This is a genomic window from Pseudooceanicola algae (assembly GCF_003590145.2).
GTDB lineage: Bacteria > Pseudomonadota > Alphaproteobacteria > Rhodobacterales > Rhodobacteraceae > Pseudooceanicola > Pseudooceanicola algae.
Window position 1 is genome coordinate 258,751 of sequence record NZ_CP060436.1, and the last position, 15,840, is coordinate 274,590.

Consider the following 15,840-nt stretch of genomic DNA (forward strand, 5'->3'; position numbering starts at 1 on the left):
GGGGCGCTTTCGGGCGCCCCTTTTCCTGTGCGGTCTTCGTGGTGTCAGGAGGGCAGGCAGTCGAGGCTGGTCTCAGCCTGTCAGGCTGTCGAGCATGGCGGAAATATCCTCGATCTCTTCAGCCAGGACATGGGTCACGCCATCACCGCGCTGGATCCGCCCGGTGACCCGCAGCATCCGTCCCGAGATCACCGCGCGGCGGAAGCGTTCGAAGATCTTGCGCCAGGCAATGACATTGACCACGCCGGTCTCGTCCTCCAGCGTCAGAAAGATCACCCCCTTTGCGGTGCCTGGCCGTTGGCGCAGGATGACCAGCCCCGAAACCGTGACCCGTGCGCCATTGGGCGGACGCGTCTGCCAGCCGGCGGGCAGGCTGGCGGGGGGGGGGCCAGACATCGGCTGGGCGCTGCCTTCCGGCGGGGCTGTCCGGGCAGGGGGCTGTGGTGTGGCGGGAAGGGCGGGCATAGGCCTGCGGTCTCCGGGCTGGGGTATGGCGGGGGCTTCGGCGCTGGCTACGACTTGGGCGGCGATGCGAACATTTATAGAACATCTGTCCGGATTCGCAAGAATCGCACTGGGCGCGCGGGAAAATTGACTGGAAGCATGCAGATGGCGCAGCTAGGTAGGCCGGAGGCACCAACCAGAACGAGGCGCAGATGGCGAAGATCACCTATATCGAATTTGGCGGCACCGAACATGTGGTCGAGGTCCCCAACGGACTGACCGTGATGGAAGGCGCGCGCGACAACGGCATTCCGGGCATCGAGGCCGATTGCGGCGGCGCCTGCGCCTGTTCCACCTGCCACGTCTATGTCGCACCCGACTGGGTCGAAAAGCTTCCTGCGAAAGACGACATGGAAGAAGACATGCTCGACTTCGCCTATGAACCCGATGCGGCGCGGTCGCGCCTGACCTGCCAGATCAAGGTGACGGATGCGCTTGACGGGCTGGTCGTTCAAATGCCCGAAAAGCAGATCTGATGCGGCGCTGGCGGGGGCCACCTGCCAGGGGGGCGCGGCGTCAGCCCGCCCGCACCTTGCAGCGGTGCGCCCGCCGCGCCATGCCGGTGGTTTGCCTGGTGGCCGCGGCGCTGCTGCTGCCCTGTCCCGCCACGGCAACGGAGATCCACTCGGCCCGTTTCGCAGGGCCGACGGAACGCTACCGCCATGGTATCCTTGGTGACGAGATCGAATTTTCCATGCTGGAGATCAGCCTGTCGGAAGGACCAGGGCGGCGCTTTACCCTGCCCGAAACGCTGGTTTTCGAAGACGTCGCCCCGCGCCTGCTGGATGTCGACGGAGATGGCACACCCGAGATCCTCGTGGTGGAAAGCAGCCTGACCGGAGGCGCGCGCCTGACGGTCTGGGACGAGACCGGGCGCATCGCCGCCACCCCGCATATCGGGCGCAGCCAGCGCTGGCTGGCCCCGATCGGCGCCGCCGATCTGGATGGCGATGGCCGGATCGAGATCGCCTATATCGACCGACCCCACCTGGCCAAGACCCTGCGGATCTGGCGGTTCGACGGCGATCCGGCAGACGGCACAGGCCAGCTGACCGAAATCGCCTCGGCGCCCGGATACAGCAATCACCAGATCGGCTGGAGCTTCATTCCCGGCGGAATACGCCACTGTGACGGCGTGGCGCCGGAGATGATCCTGGCGGATGGCAATTGGCAGCATGTGGTTGCGGTGACGCTTGATGCGGACGGCCAATTGAACGCGCGGGAGCTTTCAAGTTATGCCGGGCCGCAAAGCCTGTCGCGCGGGGTCGATTGCCCCTGATCAAGTCGGGTGTCCCGACGGCTGAGCGGTCAGGACATCGGTGTGGTCTGGTCGGGGGAAATGCCCTCGGGCCTTGGTCCGCCCATGGTCCACAGAAGGAACGGCAACGTGGCGATGGGAAATTCGTCCGGTTGCCGCAGCGGCCAGTTGCGCCAGATCACCACGGCCCCGAGGATCTTGGTCATTGCGAGAAAGGGCAGGGTCAGCACCAGCCGCAAGATATGGTCGTGCAGGTTCAGGACCGCCGCGCCGGTCAGCCCCAGGCCCAGACACAGGATGCAGAGGCCGATCATGAACAGGATCATGCGGGTGCGTCCCATCTCCTCCATCCGGTAGGTCAGGTCGGGCAGGCGATGCGACAGGTGTGTCGCTGTTTCCGACACCAGAGACAGGAATTGCCGCTGATCCGCATCCGGCGTTGCGTTTGACGCGTTGAGGGCGATCTGCAGCTTCACCCGCTCGCGGCCGCTGGCAAGGATGAAACGGATCAGACGATGGTCGCCGGTGTGGATCTGGATCAGGGCTGCTTCGCGCACCCGGCTCAGGTCCAGCGAGACGCCCGGCCCGGTCAGCGCATTCTTCGACAGAACCCATTTCTGCGTCTTGCGGGTAAGGGCAGGACGAAAGGAATACGTCAGCTCTGGGGCAGGTTCATGCAGATCCATCGTGCGGCAGGTTACGCGAAAGTCACTTGGGTGCAAGCAACCTTGGGGGGCCCTGCGCGGTGGACTGCCGGCCATACAGCTTGATCGCAGAAGCGGCGCGGCCCCAAGGACCGCACCGCGTGCCGTTTATTTCTTCGCCGTGGCAAGGGCGCGCCAGCCGATGTCGCTGCGGTGAAACCCCTCGGGCCAGTCGATGGCCTGGACCATGGCATAGGCCTTTTCGCGGGCTTCCTGCAGGCTGCTGCCGCGCGCGGTCAGGTTCAGCACCCGCCCGCCGTTCGCCAGGATCCCGCCCGCGCCGTCGCTGCGGGTGCCCGCATGGAAACACATCTGCGTGGCGGTTTCGGGCAGGGCATCCAGACCGGAAATTTGCGTGCCCTTGGCATACCCGCCGGGATAGCCCTTTGCCGCCATGACCACCGAAATCGCATGATCGTCGGACCAGTTCACCCGGGCCTCGGCCAGACGGCCCTCGGCGGCGGCCTGCAACAGGTCGAGGACCTGACCGCCAAGGCGCATCATGATGGCCTGGCATTCGGGATCTCCGAAGCGGCAGTTGTATTCCACCAGCCGCGCCTGACCGTCCTGGATCATGAAACCGGCATAAAGAACCCCCTGGTAGGGCGTGCCGCGCCGGACCATCTCGGCCAGGGTGGGGCGGATGATCTCTTCCATGGCGCGTTCAGCCACGCCATCGGTCAGCACCGGCGCGGGGGAATAGGCACCCATGCCGCCGGTATTGGGCCCCGTGTCCCCGTCAAAGGCGCGTTTGTGATCCTGCGCCGTGCCGATGGGCAGGGCGGTTTCCCCGTCGCAAAGGATGAAATAGGAAGCCTCTTCGCCCTCCATGAATTCCTCGATCACCACCTCGGCCCCGGCTGCGCCGAACTCTCCGCCGAACATGTCGTCGATGGCCGCCAGCGCCGCGTTTTCATCCATCGCGACGACGACGCCTTTGCCTGCGGCAAGCCCATCGGCCTTGACCACGATCGGAGCACCCCGCTGGCGGATATGGGTGCGTGCAGGCTCGGCCTCGGTGAAACGCGCATAGGCCGCGGTCGGCGCGCCGGCGGCATCGCAGATCATCTTGGTGAAGGCCTTCGAAGCTTCCAGTTGCGCCGCCGCCCGGCTGGGTCCGAAGGTCAGCACGCCGGCCACGCGCAAGGCATCCGCGACACCCGCCGCCAGCGGCGCCTCGGGGCCGATGATGACAAAATCGATGGTCTGCGCTTCGGCGAATTCCACCACGGCGGCCCCGTTGAGAATGTCGAGATCCGCACATTCCGCGATGGCCGCGATCCCGGCATTGCCGGGCGCGACAATCAGCCGGTCGCACTTGGGGTTCTGGACCACCGCCCAGGCGAGGGCATGTTCGCGGCCGCCGCCGCCTAGGATGAGAATGTTCATGAAATCTCCGCTCGGTTCCAGCGCGGTTTAGCGTCAGGGCGCCTGCGGAGCAAGCGTCGCGCGGTCAGGGGGCGCTGCCCCCGTCTCCTTGGCGGAGACTCCCCCGGAGTATTTTTGGCCAGATGATAAAGAGCGGGCTCGCTCATCTGGCGGGAAATACTCCCGCCGGAGGCATCTTTCTGGCGATCAGCCAAGCGACACAAGGCACGCTCGGGGCTTTTGGTCGCCGCCCGGTCTGATATGCTGTTTGCGCAGAGACGAGGTGCGCAGTGGATCTTTTCGAAGAAGACGAAGCCGGCAATGCCCCCGAATTTTCGGTCACCGAAATATCGGGTGCGATCAAGCGGGTGATCGAGGGAGAATTCGGCCATGTCCGGATCAAGGGCGAGATCGGGCGGGTCAGCTTCCCCCGGTCAGGGCATGTCTACCTGGATCTGAAGGATGATCGCAGCGTGATCTCCGGTGTGATCTGGAAAGGCGTGGCCAGCCGGCTGGAAACCCGCCCCGAAGAAGGGATGGAAGTGGTCGCCGTCGGGAGGATCACCACCTTTGGCGGGCAGTCGAAGTACCAACTGGTGATCGAGGATCTGAAGCCCGCCGGCATGGGCGCCCTCATGGCCATGCTGGAAAAGCGCAAGGCGGCCCTGCAGGCCGAAGGGTTGTTCGCGCCTGAACGCAAGAAGGCGCTGCCTTACCTGCCCGACGTGATCGGAGTCGTGACCTCGCCCTCCGGGGCCGTGATCCGCGACATCCTGCACCGGCTGAGGGATCGTTTCCCGCGCAAGGTGCTGATCTGGCCCGTAGCCGTTCAGGGCAAGGCTTGCGCGCCTGAGGTTGCACGCGCAATCGAAGGCTTCAACGCCATGTCCATCGGGGGGGGCATGCCGCGCCCGGATCTGCTGATCGTGGCGCGGGGCGGCGGCTCGATCGAGGATTTATGGGGGTTCAACGAGGAGGTCGTCGCGCGGGCGGCGGCGGCGTCGCAGATCCCGTTGATTTCGGCCGTGGGGCACGAGACAGACACGACCTTGATCGATTTTGTCAGTGACCGCCGCGCCCCGACGCCGACCGCCGCGGCCGAGCTTGCCGTGCCGGTGCGCGCCGAGCTTCTGAGCTGGGTCGCCGAACAGGGCGCGCGGCTGGTGCGGGCGGAAACCCAGGCGCTGGAGCTGCGGGGCCAGCGGCTGCGGGACTTGGGGCGTGGCTTGCCGCGCGCCGAGACCTTGTTGGAAGGGCCGCAGCAGCGGCTGGATCACCTGGGTGAACGGCTGCCACGCGCGCTGGTGGGCCTTGCCCAGACCCGTCGCGTAGCCCTGTCCGAGGCTGCGGGGACCCTGCGGCCCGGCATGCTGACTCGTCGCCTGGCCGAGGAAACCCGAAGGCTCGACGCCGTTTCGGGGCGGCTGGGTCCGGCCTTGACGCGGGCTGTTGCGGGCAAGCGCGAGGCGCTCGGGCGGCGCAGTGACCGTCTGAGCCTGGCGCCGATCCAGCGCGAAATCGACCGACAGGGGCGAGATTTCAGCCGGGCATTGCAACGTCTGGTGCACTACGGTGAAGCGGATCTGCGGCGGCGCGGCGATGCGCTGGAAAGCCTCGACCGGTTGCGCCTGTCGGTGGGCTACGAGGCGACGCTGGACCGCGGCTACGCGGTGGTGCGCGATGGCGATGGCCGGATCCTGCGCCGCAAGGCCGAGGCCGAGGCCGCCGCAGAGCTTGAGATCCAGTTTGCGGATGGGCGGATCGGTGCCATGACCGGTGCTCCGGGGTCCGATGCCGCGTCGGGTCGTGCGACGAAGGCGGCTGCGACCAAGCCCGCGCGGGCGAAACCTGCGCCGAAGGCGGATGATCAGGGGTCGCTGTTCTAGGCGGCTGAAGTCTTCAGTCGATTGGTCAGCTGAATGACCGGGCTGCGCTCAGACCCCAACCTCGGGGCCCATGCATTGCAGGGGTTCCGGGGTGTTCTCGATCTCGTAAAGCTCGGTCCCGACCTCGTCGCTCTGGAAGCTGGCGGTCATGCCGTCGGGACCGTTGAAGAACAGCCAGCATTGCGGGGCGCTCTGGTCTTCGTAGACAAAGCAGATCTCGCCGTTTTGTTCGTACCAGGTGCCGTCCTTGCATTGCCCGTCCAGGAAGGACCAGCGCACGCGGCGGCCTGGCAGGTATTCCTCGATCCCGTAGGGCTGGCCGCCGGAGCCATAGTAAAAGGTCTTGCCCTGGGAATAGCTGTCGAATTCCTGTGCCGTCATCGCCTGCTGGGCCAGCAGGGGCGTGGCGATCAGCAGGGTCAGGGCCGTCAGGGCGGGAATGTTCAGGGCGGGGCGCGCATGCGGATGTCTCATCCCCTGACCCTGACAGAAGCCATCCGAGTCGGGAATATCCAAGCGCATGGCCTTCAGCCCGGCGGCGAAGCTCTGCCGGGTTCCGCGCCACCCGCACGGCGCCAATCGGCCAGGTGCGGGTCCATCACCCGTCGCCAGCCTCCTGGCCAAAGCGCCAGGGTTGCCATGACAGGCAGGCTGCGCGGCAGGATCGGCATGGTCTCGCGCGCCAATTGCAGGCCGGGATAAAGCCGCTGTGCATGCAGGTGGTGGTCCGAATGGCGCGGCGCATTCAGCATCATCGCCTGGCTGGCGGCCTGGGGGGCATTCCAGGAATGGCGCAGGCCGGTGGGTTCATACCGCCCCGTAGCCAGCTGGCGGCGCTCCAGCCCATAGTGCTGCACGTAATCCGACAATAGCACCTGGTTCTGGAACAGCAGGCACAGCCCGAGATACAGCAGCAGCCCCGTCGCGCCACCCGACAGCAGCGCCAGCAGGCACAGGGTCAGCGCCACTGCCAGATCCCCGAGGTAGGGGGTGCGCCAACGCGCCCGCCCCGCGCGCGTCAGATCGCGCCGCTCGGCCGCCAGCCCGGCGCGGAAGGAGCCGATCCAGGCGCGCGGGAAATACCGCCAGTAGCCTTCGCCGCGCCGCGCGGTATTTGGGTCGTCCGGCGTGGCGACATGGATGTGATGCACCTTGGGATGGGACGAGGCATGATGCCCGAACAGCATCGTGCCATAGAGCAGCCTGCCAAGACAACGCAGTGCGCGGCGCGGTCGGTGGATCAACTCGTGGGCATTGGGATGGGTGACTTGCCCCGTCCAGGTTGCCAGCGCCAGCAGGCAGGGCAGGACCGACCAGCCCGCAACACCGCGCGGCCCGCAAAGCAGCGCGATGGCCAGCAGCACAAGGCCGATATGAGCCAGTGCAAGTCCGACCGAAAGGGCGGAGCCGGCGGTGAAATCCTGCCCCGGGTCGGCGTTGTCCCATTCTTCGGGCAGAAGGCGGTCCATCAGCGCCACGCCGAGCGTCAGCCAGGCCAGCGCGATCCAGCCCCAGACCCCGCCCAGTACCAAAGCCGCCAGCAAAAGCGGCAGCGGCAGGCAGGTGGCAAGCACGAAACGGGTCATCTTCATCCTCTGGTGCGGGGCGGACCCCCGATCTGGCTAAGGGATGCCCCTTGCCGGGTCAACGACGGCCAAATGCGGGCACAGGCCGGTGTGACCGATGGGGGCGGGCCCGGCACGGCGCTGACGCCGCCCCCTTCCATCACTGGGCAATAGGCATTACCTCTGCGGGAAACCACAGGCGGACCCAAGATGGCTCTTTTCACGAAACTGCGCGAGCGGCTTTTCAAATCCTCTTCGAAGCTCGAAGAGGGGCTGGATGCGATCATGGAAGACGGTGGCACGGCAGAGGCCGATCCGCAGCCGGATCCGCCCCAGCCGGAACCCGAGAAAGAGCCGCAGCGGGACCCTGAACCGGCGCCTGATCAGGAACCGGAACCAACGCCAGAACCTGCCCCTCAGCCGACGCCGAAACCGGACCTGCCGCGCCCCGCCGCGCCGGAGCTTCCGGTGCCCGAACTGCCATCCCCCGGTCCGACCGAGGTTCCGGCGCCCGCGCCCGACATGGTGCCCGTGCCGCCCCGTGAAATCCCGGCCCGCGCCCCGTCTGAAATCCCGACGGGCACGCCCACCGAACTGCCTGCCGATGTGCCGAAGGACGGCGGCGGCCTGATGTCGCGGCTGTTCCGGCGCGACAGCGCGCCAGTGGTACGCCGGGTGCTGGACGACGACATGCTCGAACAGCTCGAAGAGCTGCTGATTGCCTCGGACATGGGCGTTGACACGGCCCTGCGGGTAACGGCGAACCTGGCCGAGGGGCGCTATGGTCAGCGCCTGTCGACGGCCGAGATCAAGAAGCTGTTGGCCAGCGAGGTCACGCGGATCATGGAACCCGTGGCCCGCCCCATGCCGCTATACCCGAAGAAACCGCAGGTGGTGCTGGTTGTCGGCGTCAACGGATCGGGCAAGACCACCACCATCGGAAAGCTTGCCAGCCAGTTCCGCGATGCGGGCAAGAGCGTCATCATCGCCGCGGGCGATACGTTCCGCGCCGCTGCGGTCGAACAGCTTCAGGTCTGGGGAGATCGGGCCGGGGTGCCGGTGCTGAAGGCCGCGCAGGGCAGTGACCCGGCCAGCCTTGCCTATGACGCGATGGTCAAGGCCGAGGCAGAGGGCGCCGACCTGCTGCTGATCGACACCGCCGGGCGCCTGCAGAACCGTGCCGACCTGATGGAGGAACTGTCCAAGATCGTCCGCGTGATCCGCAAGAAGGACCCCGAGGCGCCGCATAACACCCTGCTGGTGCTGGATGCGACCACCGGTCAGAATGCCCTGTCCCAGGTTGAAACCTTCCGCAAGCTGGCCGATGTCTCGGGTCTGGTGATGACCAAGCTCGACGGCACCGCCAAGGGCGGCGTGCTGGTCGCGCTGGCCGACAAGTTCGGCCTGCCGATCCATGCCATCGGGGTCGGGGAACAGATCGACGACCTTGCGCCCTTTGATCCGGCGGATTTCGCCCGCGCTTTGACCGGGGTCGAAGCTTAACGACCGCATAGCCGACCCCGACAACATCATGTCCACCCTGCCTGCCCGCCGCGAACCGCCCCGAGGGCGCTAGGCGGGCAGGGGGCGCAAAAACAGGAGGTCCGCGTGGCCGAAACGAACAGCCGAAAGATCAGCCCTCTGGTAAAGACGGGCCTGGAACTGGGACCCGTGGTCCTGTTCTTCATCGCCTATGTGCTGGTGAAGAACCGGACCTTCGACATCGGGGGCCGCAGCTACGAAGGGTTCATCCTTGTCACTGCCGGATTCGTGCCGCTGGTGCTGCTGTCCACCGCCTTGCTGTGGAAGCTGACCGGCAAGCTGTCGAAGATGCAGCTTGTCACGGCCGTTCTGATCACCGTCTTCGGCGGCCTGTCGGTCTGGCTGAACGACGACCGGTTCTTCAAGATGAAGCCGACGCTGATCTACCTGCTGTTCGGTGGTGCGCTCGGCATCGGTCTGCTGCGCGGCGAAAGCTGGCTGCAATCGGTGATGGAAGGCGCCATGGCGATGAAACACGAAGGCTGGATGATCCTGACCCGGCGGCTTTGCGTCTTCTTCCTGGCCCTGGCCGCGCTGAACGAGATCATCTGGCGCACCCAGAGCACCGATACTTGGGTCTATTTCAAGACCTTCGGGCTGACCATCGCGGTCTTCCTGTTCTTCATGACACAGGGCAAGGTCCTGCAGACCTATGCGCTGGAAGAGGAGGACAAGACCCCGGACGAAGCCGGCTAGGCTGCCGGCGACGGGGCTGCCTGCTGCATCGGGCGTCGGGCGGTTGGCATTTCTGCGGCGCCTTGCGGGGATCGCGCGGCTTGTTCTTGCGATTCGCGTGAGGCTGGGGTCACGTGCGCTTCGGTTGCCCCAGGCGGGCGGCCGTTTGCCATTCCGAAAGGCCAGCCCTTGCCCGATCGTCCCGCCGTGGAAAGCCTGCCCGTCATCCTGACCCATATGAAGCGCAACTGGCCCTTCTACTGGGTGTCGCGGGTCAATGCGCGCTATGTCCATGTGCTGGAACGCCGGTTGAAACCCCTGGGTCTGGACATGCCGCGCTGGCGGGTGCTGATTTCGCTATATGAAGAGGAATATCTGGGCGTGTCGCAGATCGCTGAAATCTCGACCATGCGGCTGAACACGACGACCAAGGTAGTCCAGCGCATGGTGGCGGATGGCCATGTCTCCACCCGGATCAGCCCCGAGGATGGCCGCGTCACCCAGGTGCGCCTGACCCCGGCGGGCGACGCCCTGCGTGCCGCGGCGCTGGAAGAGGCCAATCGCGTGCTGGCCGCCGGTTTCGTCAATATCTCTGCGCAGGAACTCTCGCAGCTGAATGCCACGCTGGAAAAGGTCTTTGACCAGTTGCAGCGGATCTGAGCCTGCCGCCTTGCCCCCCCTTGCCGTCGAAAGGAAAACCGATGTCCCTTGAAGATAAGATTGCCGCGCTCGCGACCCGCGTCGAGGTGCTGGAAGCAGAAGCCGAGATCCGGCGCCTTCAGGCCCGCTACATGTTCCTGTGCGACACGCCCCTGCCGGAACATGGGGTGGACAGCGATGCCGGGCGGATCGACCGGATCATGGCGCTATATGCCGAGGATGCGACCTGGGAAGGGGTCGGGGAATATTACGATGGCCAGTTCGGAAAGCTGGAAGGGGCGCCCGCCATCCGGGCGCATTTCGAACGCTTCTGGGGCGAAAAGCAGGATCCGGCGCTGCTGCTGAACTGCCATTATCTGACCTCGGAACAGATCCATGTTTCGGGGGACACGGCGGAAGGCCAATGGGTGCATATGCAGCCCTGGCTGTTTTCGGATGGCAAGGCGGTGCTGCGGTCCTCGCGTCTGAACAACGGTTTCCGCAAGGAGGCCGGGGGCTGGAAGATCACCCGGACCCGGACCGAGAACGTCTTTGTCGCGCCGCTGGCTGAGGGCTGGGCGTCGGATTACCCCTCGAAGATGGTGCTGATGGCCCCCTGACCGGGAGCTGAGGGGGAGAGGGCGCTGCCCCCTCTTGGGTCCATGGCCCCATTCACCCCCGGACTGTTTCCGACAGGATGAAGAAGGGCCGCGCGGCGCGAGGTGTTCAGCCATTCTGGCCGAAAAGGATCTTATGTTCCTCGGCCCTGTTGCTGCTGGTATGCAGGTTTTCGGCCAGGGCCTTGTCCTTCCGGACCGCCGGGCGCGCAGCGACCAGGTCCAGCCATCGTTGCAGGGCGGGTTTGTCCGAAATGTCCCGTTGCTGGCCTTGTCAGAGGCAGGCCCGGGGCCAGTTCGCCATGTCGGCGATGGAAAAGAAATTCCCCGCCAGATATTACAGGATCGCGCCGCTTTCGAAGACCGGGCTCGGGGCGCCGTCCGGACTTTCGGGATCGATGACCGCCGGCATCCGGTTGTTGGGCGTGGATCAGTCGGAAGGCGGGATCGGATCGGTCATGGCGGGTCCTCCGTGTCGGAGCCGTCATGAGGCATTCGCCCCCCAGGGCAAGGGCAGCGACCAGCCCGAGGCAACGGCGAGGGCGGGTGTGGGCGCGGTGATCGCACTGACTTCTGCGTGAAGGGCGGCACCACATGTATCCGTGAGGTCGCGGTATAGGTCGAAGATGCCGGGGCGCAGGTAGCTGGACCAGTGGCAGATGCGCCGCTGCGGCGGGGCGACGCGGTAGCCGAGCCCCGACAGCCCGTCGAGATGGCGGGGGTCATCCAGCCGCAGGGTCGGCAGCCCCGGCAGGTCCGCCCGGCCGAGCACCAGATCTCCGGGGTGTGCGGGCGGCAAGGCCGAGCGCAGCATCAGGTCGTAGACCCGGTTTTCACCACTGGTGACATGCAGCATCCGGGCCCGGCGCCCGGCGGGGCTGTCCAATGCGCGGCGCGCGGAGCTTGCGTAATCCGCACCCGCCAACAGCAGCACGCGGTCCAGCGTCCCGGCCTCGAGCTCCGGCAGGGCAGACAGGATCACCCGCGCGCCAAGCGAATGGCCGATGGCATGGATCGGGCGCAGCGGATCGGCGTCGCGCAGGCGGCGCAGCAGCCCGGCGAGGGCCTGACCGGCAAAGGCGGCCTCGGCATGGGCCTGCCAGATCGACCCCCGGGCCCGCCAGCCGAAGGCCAGACCCTGGCGCAGCGCCCCGATGCCCAGACCGCGGGGCCAGCTTTCGGCCTTGTAGCAGGGGTGATCCGGGGCCTCGCTGAAGATATGGTCATGCGGGCAGTGGTCGGGATGTTCGGGTTCGAAACGGTAGCCATGCACCATGACCACGATCGGCCCCGGTCGCGCGACCAACGGGTCCAGCGCAGCCGACGTGGATCTGGGCGTACCATGTGCCTGCACGGCGGTGCCCGTTGCATTCATCCTGATCAAGGCCATTTCTGCGTGCCCATTGCCCGATGTTCACCCGACCATAGCGCGGGACTGCAAACCGGTGATGAACGGGGCATGACAGAGCCGTGACGGCTTGACCCGACGCAATGGCAGCGTTAATCCGAGGCTCGTGGCGCTTTGTTACCGGATTGCGGGCCACGTTAAACATGCCGCTAAAGAGGTCGAGGATGGGGACCCCCTTTCGCTTGACCGCGATTGGGGTTTTTTTGTGCCCGTCTCAGGCGGGTGGGAAGGAAAAGAAGATGAGCACCGACTGGAAGCAGGGTACCAAGCTGGTTCACGGCGGCATCCGCCGTTCGCAATATGGCGAGGTGGCCGAAGCCATCTTCATGACCCAGGGGTTCGTCTACGAGACCGCCGAAGCCGCGCAGGAACGGTTCGAGGAAACCGGCCCGGACGAATTTATCTATGCCCGCTACGGCAACCCCACCGTCGACATGTTCGAAAAGCGCATTGCCGCGCTGGAAGGGGCCGAGGATGCCTTTGCCACCGCGTCCGGCATGGCGGCGGTGAACGGGGCGCTGACCTGCCTTTGCGCGGCCGGGGATCACGTGGTTGCGGCCAAGGCGTTGTTCGGCTCCTGCCTTTACGTGCTGGAACAGGTGCTGGGCCGCTTCGGGGTCGAGATCACGCTGGTCGATGGTACCGATCTTGACGCATGGCGCGCGGCGATCCGGCCGGACACCAAGGTTGTCTTCTTCGAATCCACCTCGAACCCGACACTGGAAGTCATCGACATCAAGGGGGTCGCCGACATCGCCCATGCGGTTGGTGCCACGGTCGTGGTGGACAATGTCTTTGCCACCCCGGTCTATTCGCGCGCCATCGATCTGGGCGCCGACGTGGTGGTCTATTCCGCGACCAAGCACATCGACGGCCAGGGCCGGGCCCTGGGCGGCGTCGTGCTGGGCACGCAAAGCTATATCCGCGAAAAGCTGATGCCTTACCTCAAGCATACGGGCGCGGCGCTGTCGCCGTTCAACGCCTGGCTGATGCTGAAGGGGCTGGAAACGATCAAGCTGCGGGTCGATGCCCAAAGTCGCAACGCGATGGCCGTGGCCAAGGCGCTTCAGGGGCACGAAAAGCTGGCCCGCGTGATCTACCCCGGCCTGCCCGACCACGCCCAGCACGCCCTGGTGCAAAGCCAGACCGGCGGGCAGGGCGGCACCGTGATCGCCATCGACCTTGCGGGGGGCAAGGAGGCAGCCTTCCGGTTCCTCAACGCGATCGAGATCGGCGTGCTGTCCAACAACCTCGGGGATGCCAAGTCGATCCTGACACATCCGCAGACCACCACGCATTCCAGCCTCAGCGATGAGCAGCGCGCGGACCTTGGCATCACGCCGGGGCTGGTGCGCATCTCTCTCGGGATCGAGGACGAAGAGGATCTGGTCGCGGATATCCTCGGGGCGCTCGAGAAGGCCTGATTGAAGCCGAGCTATCCTTAACCATTCGTGACCCATCGGCCCCGCCGGGGTTGGATGGGGCACGATCCCGCGACGAGATTTAATGATCCGTTAGCTACCGTCCGGCGTATACCGTGCAGGAATGGAAAAAGGTGCTATTGGACCTTACATGTTGCGGGACGGCGCCATTTGCGGCGCAAGGGAAAAGGGGCCGGTATGAATATCCACCCGAACGATCTGTCACCCAAGGACGATGACGCCAAAGCGGCGCTTGACCTTTTGCGCCATTGGGCCGCGCAGGCCAGCGATGCCGAGATCAATGCGCTTGATCCCTCGATCGCGCGGCTGCTGCCGGGGCAGGGCGAATACCCCCTGCTTTCCAATGTCTACCCGACGGATTTCACCGCAGGCGCCAATTACCGCGCCACCATGCCCGACCTGCAGAATGGCCCGGCCAGCCTGATCCGCGGCGCCAACAAGGCCATCCAGCATGTCGGGATCTCGAATTTCCGCCTGCCGATCCGCTATCACACCCGTGACGGTGCCGAGCAGATGCTGGAAACTGCAATCACCGGCACCGTCAGCCTTGAGGCCGACAAGAAGGGCATCAACATGTCGCGCATCATGCGCAGCTTCTATGCCCACTCCGAGAAAAGCTTTTCTTTCGACGTGATCGAGGCGGCCCTGGACGATTACAAGGCCGACCTCGACAGCATGGATGCGCGGATCATGATGCGCTTTTCCTACCCGGTAAGGCGGGAAAGCCTGCGTTCGGGTCTCAGCGGCTACCAGTTCTACGATATCGCGCTGGAACTGGTGGACGAAGGTGCGACGCGCAAGCATTTCATCCATCTCGACTACGTCTATTCCTCGACCTGCCCTTGTTCGCTGGAACTGTCGGAACATGCCCGGCGCGAGCGCGGCCAACTGGCGACGCCGCATTCGCAGCGCTCGGTGGCGCGGATTTCGGTGCAGGTGCTGGATGGCAAGGTGCTGTGGTTCGAGGATCTGATCGACATGGCCCGCAGCGCCGTCCCGACCGAGACGCAGGTCATGGTCAAACGCGAGGATGAACAGGCCTTTGCCGAGCTGAACGCCGCCAACCCAATCTTTGTCGAAGATGCTGCGCGGCTTTTTTGCGAGCAATTACAGGATGATAATCGGGTCGGGGACTATCGTGTCGCCGCCAGTCATCAGGAAAGCCTGCACAGCCATGACGCGGTGTCGATCCTGACCGAAGGCGAAAGCTTCCGCTCCGGCAGTGTCGATCCGCGCTTCTTCGCGACCCTGCATCACGCCGGGTAACCCCTTTTCAGGGCGCACAAATTGCGGGCAGAGGCCCGCAATCTCCGGTGCCGTCTGGTCTGGGATCTGAATAGGGCTTACACTCCTGCCATCGCTTGCTAATCTGCCGGGCGACGGAGGGACCAGACCATCAACGCCGAACTGCAAGACCTGCGCCCGTCAGTGACGCGCCAGCCCCGGTCCCGGGGTGTTCTGCGGCTGTCGGCGCGGCCCGGCGCGCGGATCGGTGATCTGCATCAGTCGGGGTCCCTCAAGGCGCTGTTTCCCGCTGCACGCCATGGCATGTTGAATGCGGTGTTCCTGAACACGTCCGGCGGGGTGACCGGCGGCGACCGCTATTCCATCACCGCAGAGGCCCGCGATGGCGCGGCCCTGTCGCTGACCTCTCAGGCGGCAGAGCGGCTTTATCGCGCGCAACCGGACGAGACGGGCCATGTGGAAGTGTCCTTGCGGGTCGGGGCGGGCGGTCGGCTGGACTGGCTGCCCCAGGAAACCATCCTGTTCGATGCCGCCCGCGTCTGTCGCCGGTTCCAGGTCGACCTGGAACCCGATGCGCGTTTCCTTGCAGTCGAGCCGCTGGTCTTCGGCCGCGTCGCCATGGGCGAGGTGGTGCGCGACGGGCTGCTGAAGGACCGCTGGCGGCTGCGGCGGGACGGGCGCCTGATCTTTGCCGACAACCTGACCTTTGATAGTGCGGACCTGCCGCTGGACCGCCAACGCATGCGCCCCGGTGTCGCGGCGGGCGCCGGCGCCATGGCGGCGCTGCTGTTTGCCGCCCCCGGTGCCGAGGCCGCGCTGGCCGATCTGCGCTGGCTGCTCGGCCCCACGGGGGGCGCGAGCCTTGTTGCCCCCGATCTGATTTTCGCCCGGATCGTCGCCCCCGACGGGTTCGAGCTGCGCAAGCGGCTGATCCCTGCCGTCACGCGGCTGTCCGGGCAGGACATTCCCAAAACCTGGACGCTTTGA

16 protein-coding genes and 1 riboswitch are annotated in these 15,840 nt (G+C 65.7%); of the genes, 10 read left to right on the top strand and 6 right to left on the bottom strand.

What is annotated here, in order from left to right:
- Positions 1–72 precede the first annotated feature (72 nt).
- Complete coding sequence (locus PSAL_RS01200) at positions 73–396, bottom strand: OB-fold nucleic acid binding domain-containing protein (protein WP_196941890.1); 324 nt, start codon at positions 394–396, stop codon at positions 73–75.
- Between the two features lie 260 nt (positions 397–656).
- Between PSAL_RS01200 and PSAL_RS01205 the strand changes: the two genes are divergently transcribed.
- Positions 657–980: a 2Fe-2S iron-sulfur cluster-binding protein gene (locus PSAL_RS01205; RefSeq protein WP_119839809.1), complete on the top strand. Its 324-nt coding sequence runs from the start codon at positions 657–659 to the stop codon at positions 978–980.
- Entirely contained in the window at positions 980–1,783 is an 804-nt protein-coding gene (locus PSAL_RS01210) for an FG-GAP repeat domain-containing protein (protein ID WP_231388575.1), read from the top strand. Before PSAL_RS01205 ends, PSAL_RS01210 begins: the two co-directional genes overlap by 1 nt.
- 29 nt (positions 1,784–1,812) lie before the next feature.
- On the opposite strand, the gene PSAL_RS01215 is transcribed toward PSAL_RS01210, so the two are convergent.
- Positions 1,813–2,448 (bottom strand): hypothetical protein, encoded by a 636-nt coding sequence (locus tag PSAL_RS01215; RefSeq protein ID WP_119839807.1) that lies wholly within the window; start codon positions 2,446–2,448, stop codon positions 1,813–1,815.
- Positions 2,449–2,574: 126 nt separating this feature from the next.
- Positions 2,575–3,855, bottom strand: a complete 1,281-nt coding sequence (gene purD, locus PSAL_RS01220) for a phosphoribosylamine--glycine ligase (RefSeq protein ID WP_119839806.1) — start codon at positions 3,853–3,855, stop codon at positions 2,575–2,577.
- 269 nt (positions 3,856–4,124) lie between these two features.
- Between purD and xseA the strand changes: the two genes are divergently transcribed.
- A complete protein-coding gene (gene xseA, locus PSAL_RS01225) occupies positions 4,125–5,720 on the top strand; it encodes an exodeoxyribonuclease VII large subunit (protein ID WP_119839805.1) in 1,596 nt (531 codons plus the stop codon).
- A 48-nt stretch (positions 5,721–5,768) separates the two neighbouring features.
- Here xseA and PSAL_RS01230 read toward each other — a convergent pair whose 3' ends face one another.
- Complete coding sequence (locus PSAL_RS01230) at positions 5,769–6,194, bottom strand: hypothetical protein (protein WP_196222818.1); 426 nt, start codon at positions 6,192–6,194, stop codon at positions 5,769–5,771.
- Between the two features lie 53 nt (positions 6,195–6,247).
- Positions 6,248–7,306, bottom strand: coding sequence for an alkane 1-monooxygenase (locus PSAL_RS01235; protein WP_119839813.1), 1,059 nt, complete (start codon positions 7,304–7,306; stop codon positions 6,248–6,250).
- 189 nt (positions 7,307–7,495) lie between these two features.
- Here PSAL_RS01235 and ftsY point away from each other — a divergent pair, with 189 nt between their 5' ends.
- The 4 genes from ftsY (at position 7,496) to PSAL_RS01255 (ending at position 10,761) form a co-directional block, all read left to right on the top strand.
- Positions 7,496–8,788, top strand: a complete 1,293-nt coding sequence (gene ftsY / locus PSAL_RS01240; protein WP_119839804.1) for a signal recognition particle-docking protein FtsY — start codon at positions 7,496–7,498, stop codon at positions 8,786–8,788.
- 105 nt (positions 8,789–8,893) lie between these two features.
- Positions 8,894–9,523: an inner membrane-spanning protein YciB gene (locus PSAL_RS01245; RefSeq protein ID WP_119839803.1), complete on the top strand. Its 630-nt coding sequence runs from the start codon at positions 8,894–8,896 to the stop codon at positions 9,521–9,523.
- Positions 9,524–9,691: 168 nt separating this feature from the next.
- Positions 9,692–10,162, top strand: a complete 471-nt coding sequence (locus PSAL_RS01250; protein WP_231388576.1) for a MarR family winged helix-turn-helix transcriptional regulator — start codon at positions 9,692–9,694, stop codon at positions 10,160–10,162.
- Between the two features lie 41 nt (positions 10,163–10,203).
- Positions 10,204–10,761, top strand: coding sequence for a nuclear transport factor 2 family protein (locus PSAL_RS01255; protein ID WP_119839802.1), 558 nt, complete (start codon positions 10,204–10,206; stop codon positions 10,759–10,761).
- Positions 10,762–11,242: 481 nt separating this feature from the next.
- Here the strand turns inward: PSAL_RS01255 and PSAL_RS01260 are convergent, their stop codons facing one another.
- The gene (locus PSAL_RS01260; RefSeq protein ID WP_119839801.1) at positions 11,243–12,148 is read right to left on the bottom strand and encodes an alpha/beta hydrolase; all 906 of its coding nucleotides are present in this window, start codon (positions 12,146–12,148) and stop codon (positions 11,243–11,245) included.
- Between the two features lie 114 nt (positions 12,149–12,262).
- A riboswitch (SAM riboswitch) is annotated at positions 12,263–12,340 on the top strand.
- A 65-nt stretch (positions 12,341–12,405) separates the two neighbouring features.
- On the opposite strand from PSAL_RS01260, the gene metZ reads away from it, so the two are divergent.
- From metZ to PSAL_RS01275, 3 genes are all read left to right on the top strand, one after another.
- Entirely contained in the window at positions 12,406–13,590 is a 1,185-nt protein-coding gene (gene metZ, locus PSAL_RS01265) for an O-succinylhomoserine sulfhydrylase (protein WP_119839800.1), read from the top strand.
- 195 nt (positions 13,591–13,785) lie between these two features.
- Positions 13,786–14,874: a GTP cyclohydrolase FolE2 gene (gene folE2, locus PSAL_RS01270; RefSeq protein ID WP_119839799.1), complete on the top strand. Its 1,089-nt coding sequence runs from the start codon at positions 13,786–13,788 to the stop codon at positions 14,872–14,874.
- A gap of 162 nt (positions 14,875–15,036) precedes the next feature.
- Complete coding sequence (locus tag PSAL_RS01275) at positions 15,037–15,840, top strand: urease accessory protein UreD (RefSeq protein ID WP_231388577.1); 804 nt, start codon at positions 15,037–15,039, stop codon at positions 15,838–15,840.

What these genes read in the sequence shown, in the direction of transcription:
- folE2 (WP_119839799.1), top strand. Translation starts at nt 13,786, where the DNA reads ATGAATATCCACCCGAACGATCTGTCACCCAAGGACGATGACGCCAAA.
- PSAL_RS01230 (WP_196222818.1), bottom strand. Translation starts at nt 6,194, where the DNA reads ATGAGACATCCGCATGCGCGCCCCGCCCTGAACATTCCCGCCCTGACG.
- PSAL_RS01260 (WP_119839801.1), bottom strand. Translation starts at nt 12,148, where the DNA reads ATGGCCTTGATCAGGATGAATGCAACGGGCACCGCCGTGCAGGCACAT.
- PSAL_RS01210 (WP_231388575.1), top strand. Translation starts at nt 980, where the DNA reads ATGCGGCGCTGGCGGGGGCCACCTGCCAGGGGGGCGCGGCGTCAGCCC.
- PSAL_RS01205 (WP_119839809.1), top strand. Translation starts at nt 657, where the DNA reads ATGGCGAAGATCACCTATATCGAATTTGGCGGCACCGAACATGTGGTC.
- PSAL_RS01235 (WP_119839813.1), bottom strand. Translation starts at nt 7,306, where the DNA reads ATGACCCGTTTCGTGCTTGCCACCTGCCTGCCGCTGCCGCTTTTGCTG.
- purD (WP_119839806.1), bottom strand. Translation starts at nt 3,855, where the DNA reads ATGAACATTCTCATCCTAGGCGGCGGCGGCCGCGAACATGCCCTCGCC.
- PSAL_RS01215 (WP_119839807.1), bottom strand. Translation starts at nt 2,448, where the DNA reads ATGGATCTGCATGAACCTGCCCCAGAGCTGACGTATTCCTTTCGTCCT.
- PSAL_RS01255 (WP_119839802.1), top strand. Translation starts at nt 10,204, where the DNA reads ATGTCCCTTGAAGATAAGATTGCCGCGCTCGCGACCCGCGTCGAGGTG.
- PSAL_RS01200 (WP_196941890.1), bottom strand. Translation starts at nt 396, where the DNA reads ATGTCTGGCCCCCCCCCCGCCAGCCTGCCCGCCGGCTGGCAGACGCGT.
- metZ (WP_119839800.1), top strand. Translation starts at nt 12,406, where the DNA reads ATGAGCACCGACTGGAAGCAGGGTACCAAGCTGGTTCACGGCGGCATC.
- ftsY (WP_119839804.1), top strand. Translation starts at nt 7,496, where the DNA reads ATGGCTCTTTTCACGAAACTGCGCGAGCGGCTTTTCAAATCCTCTTCG.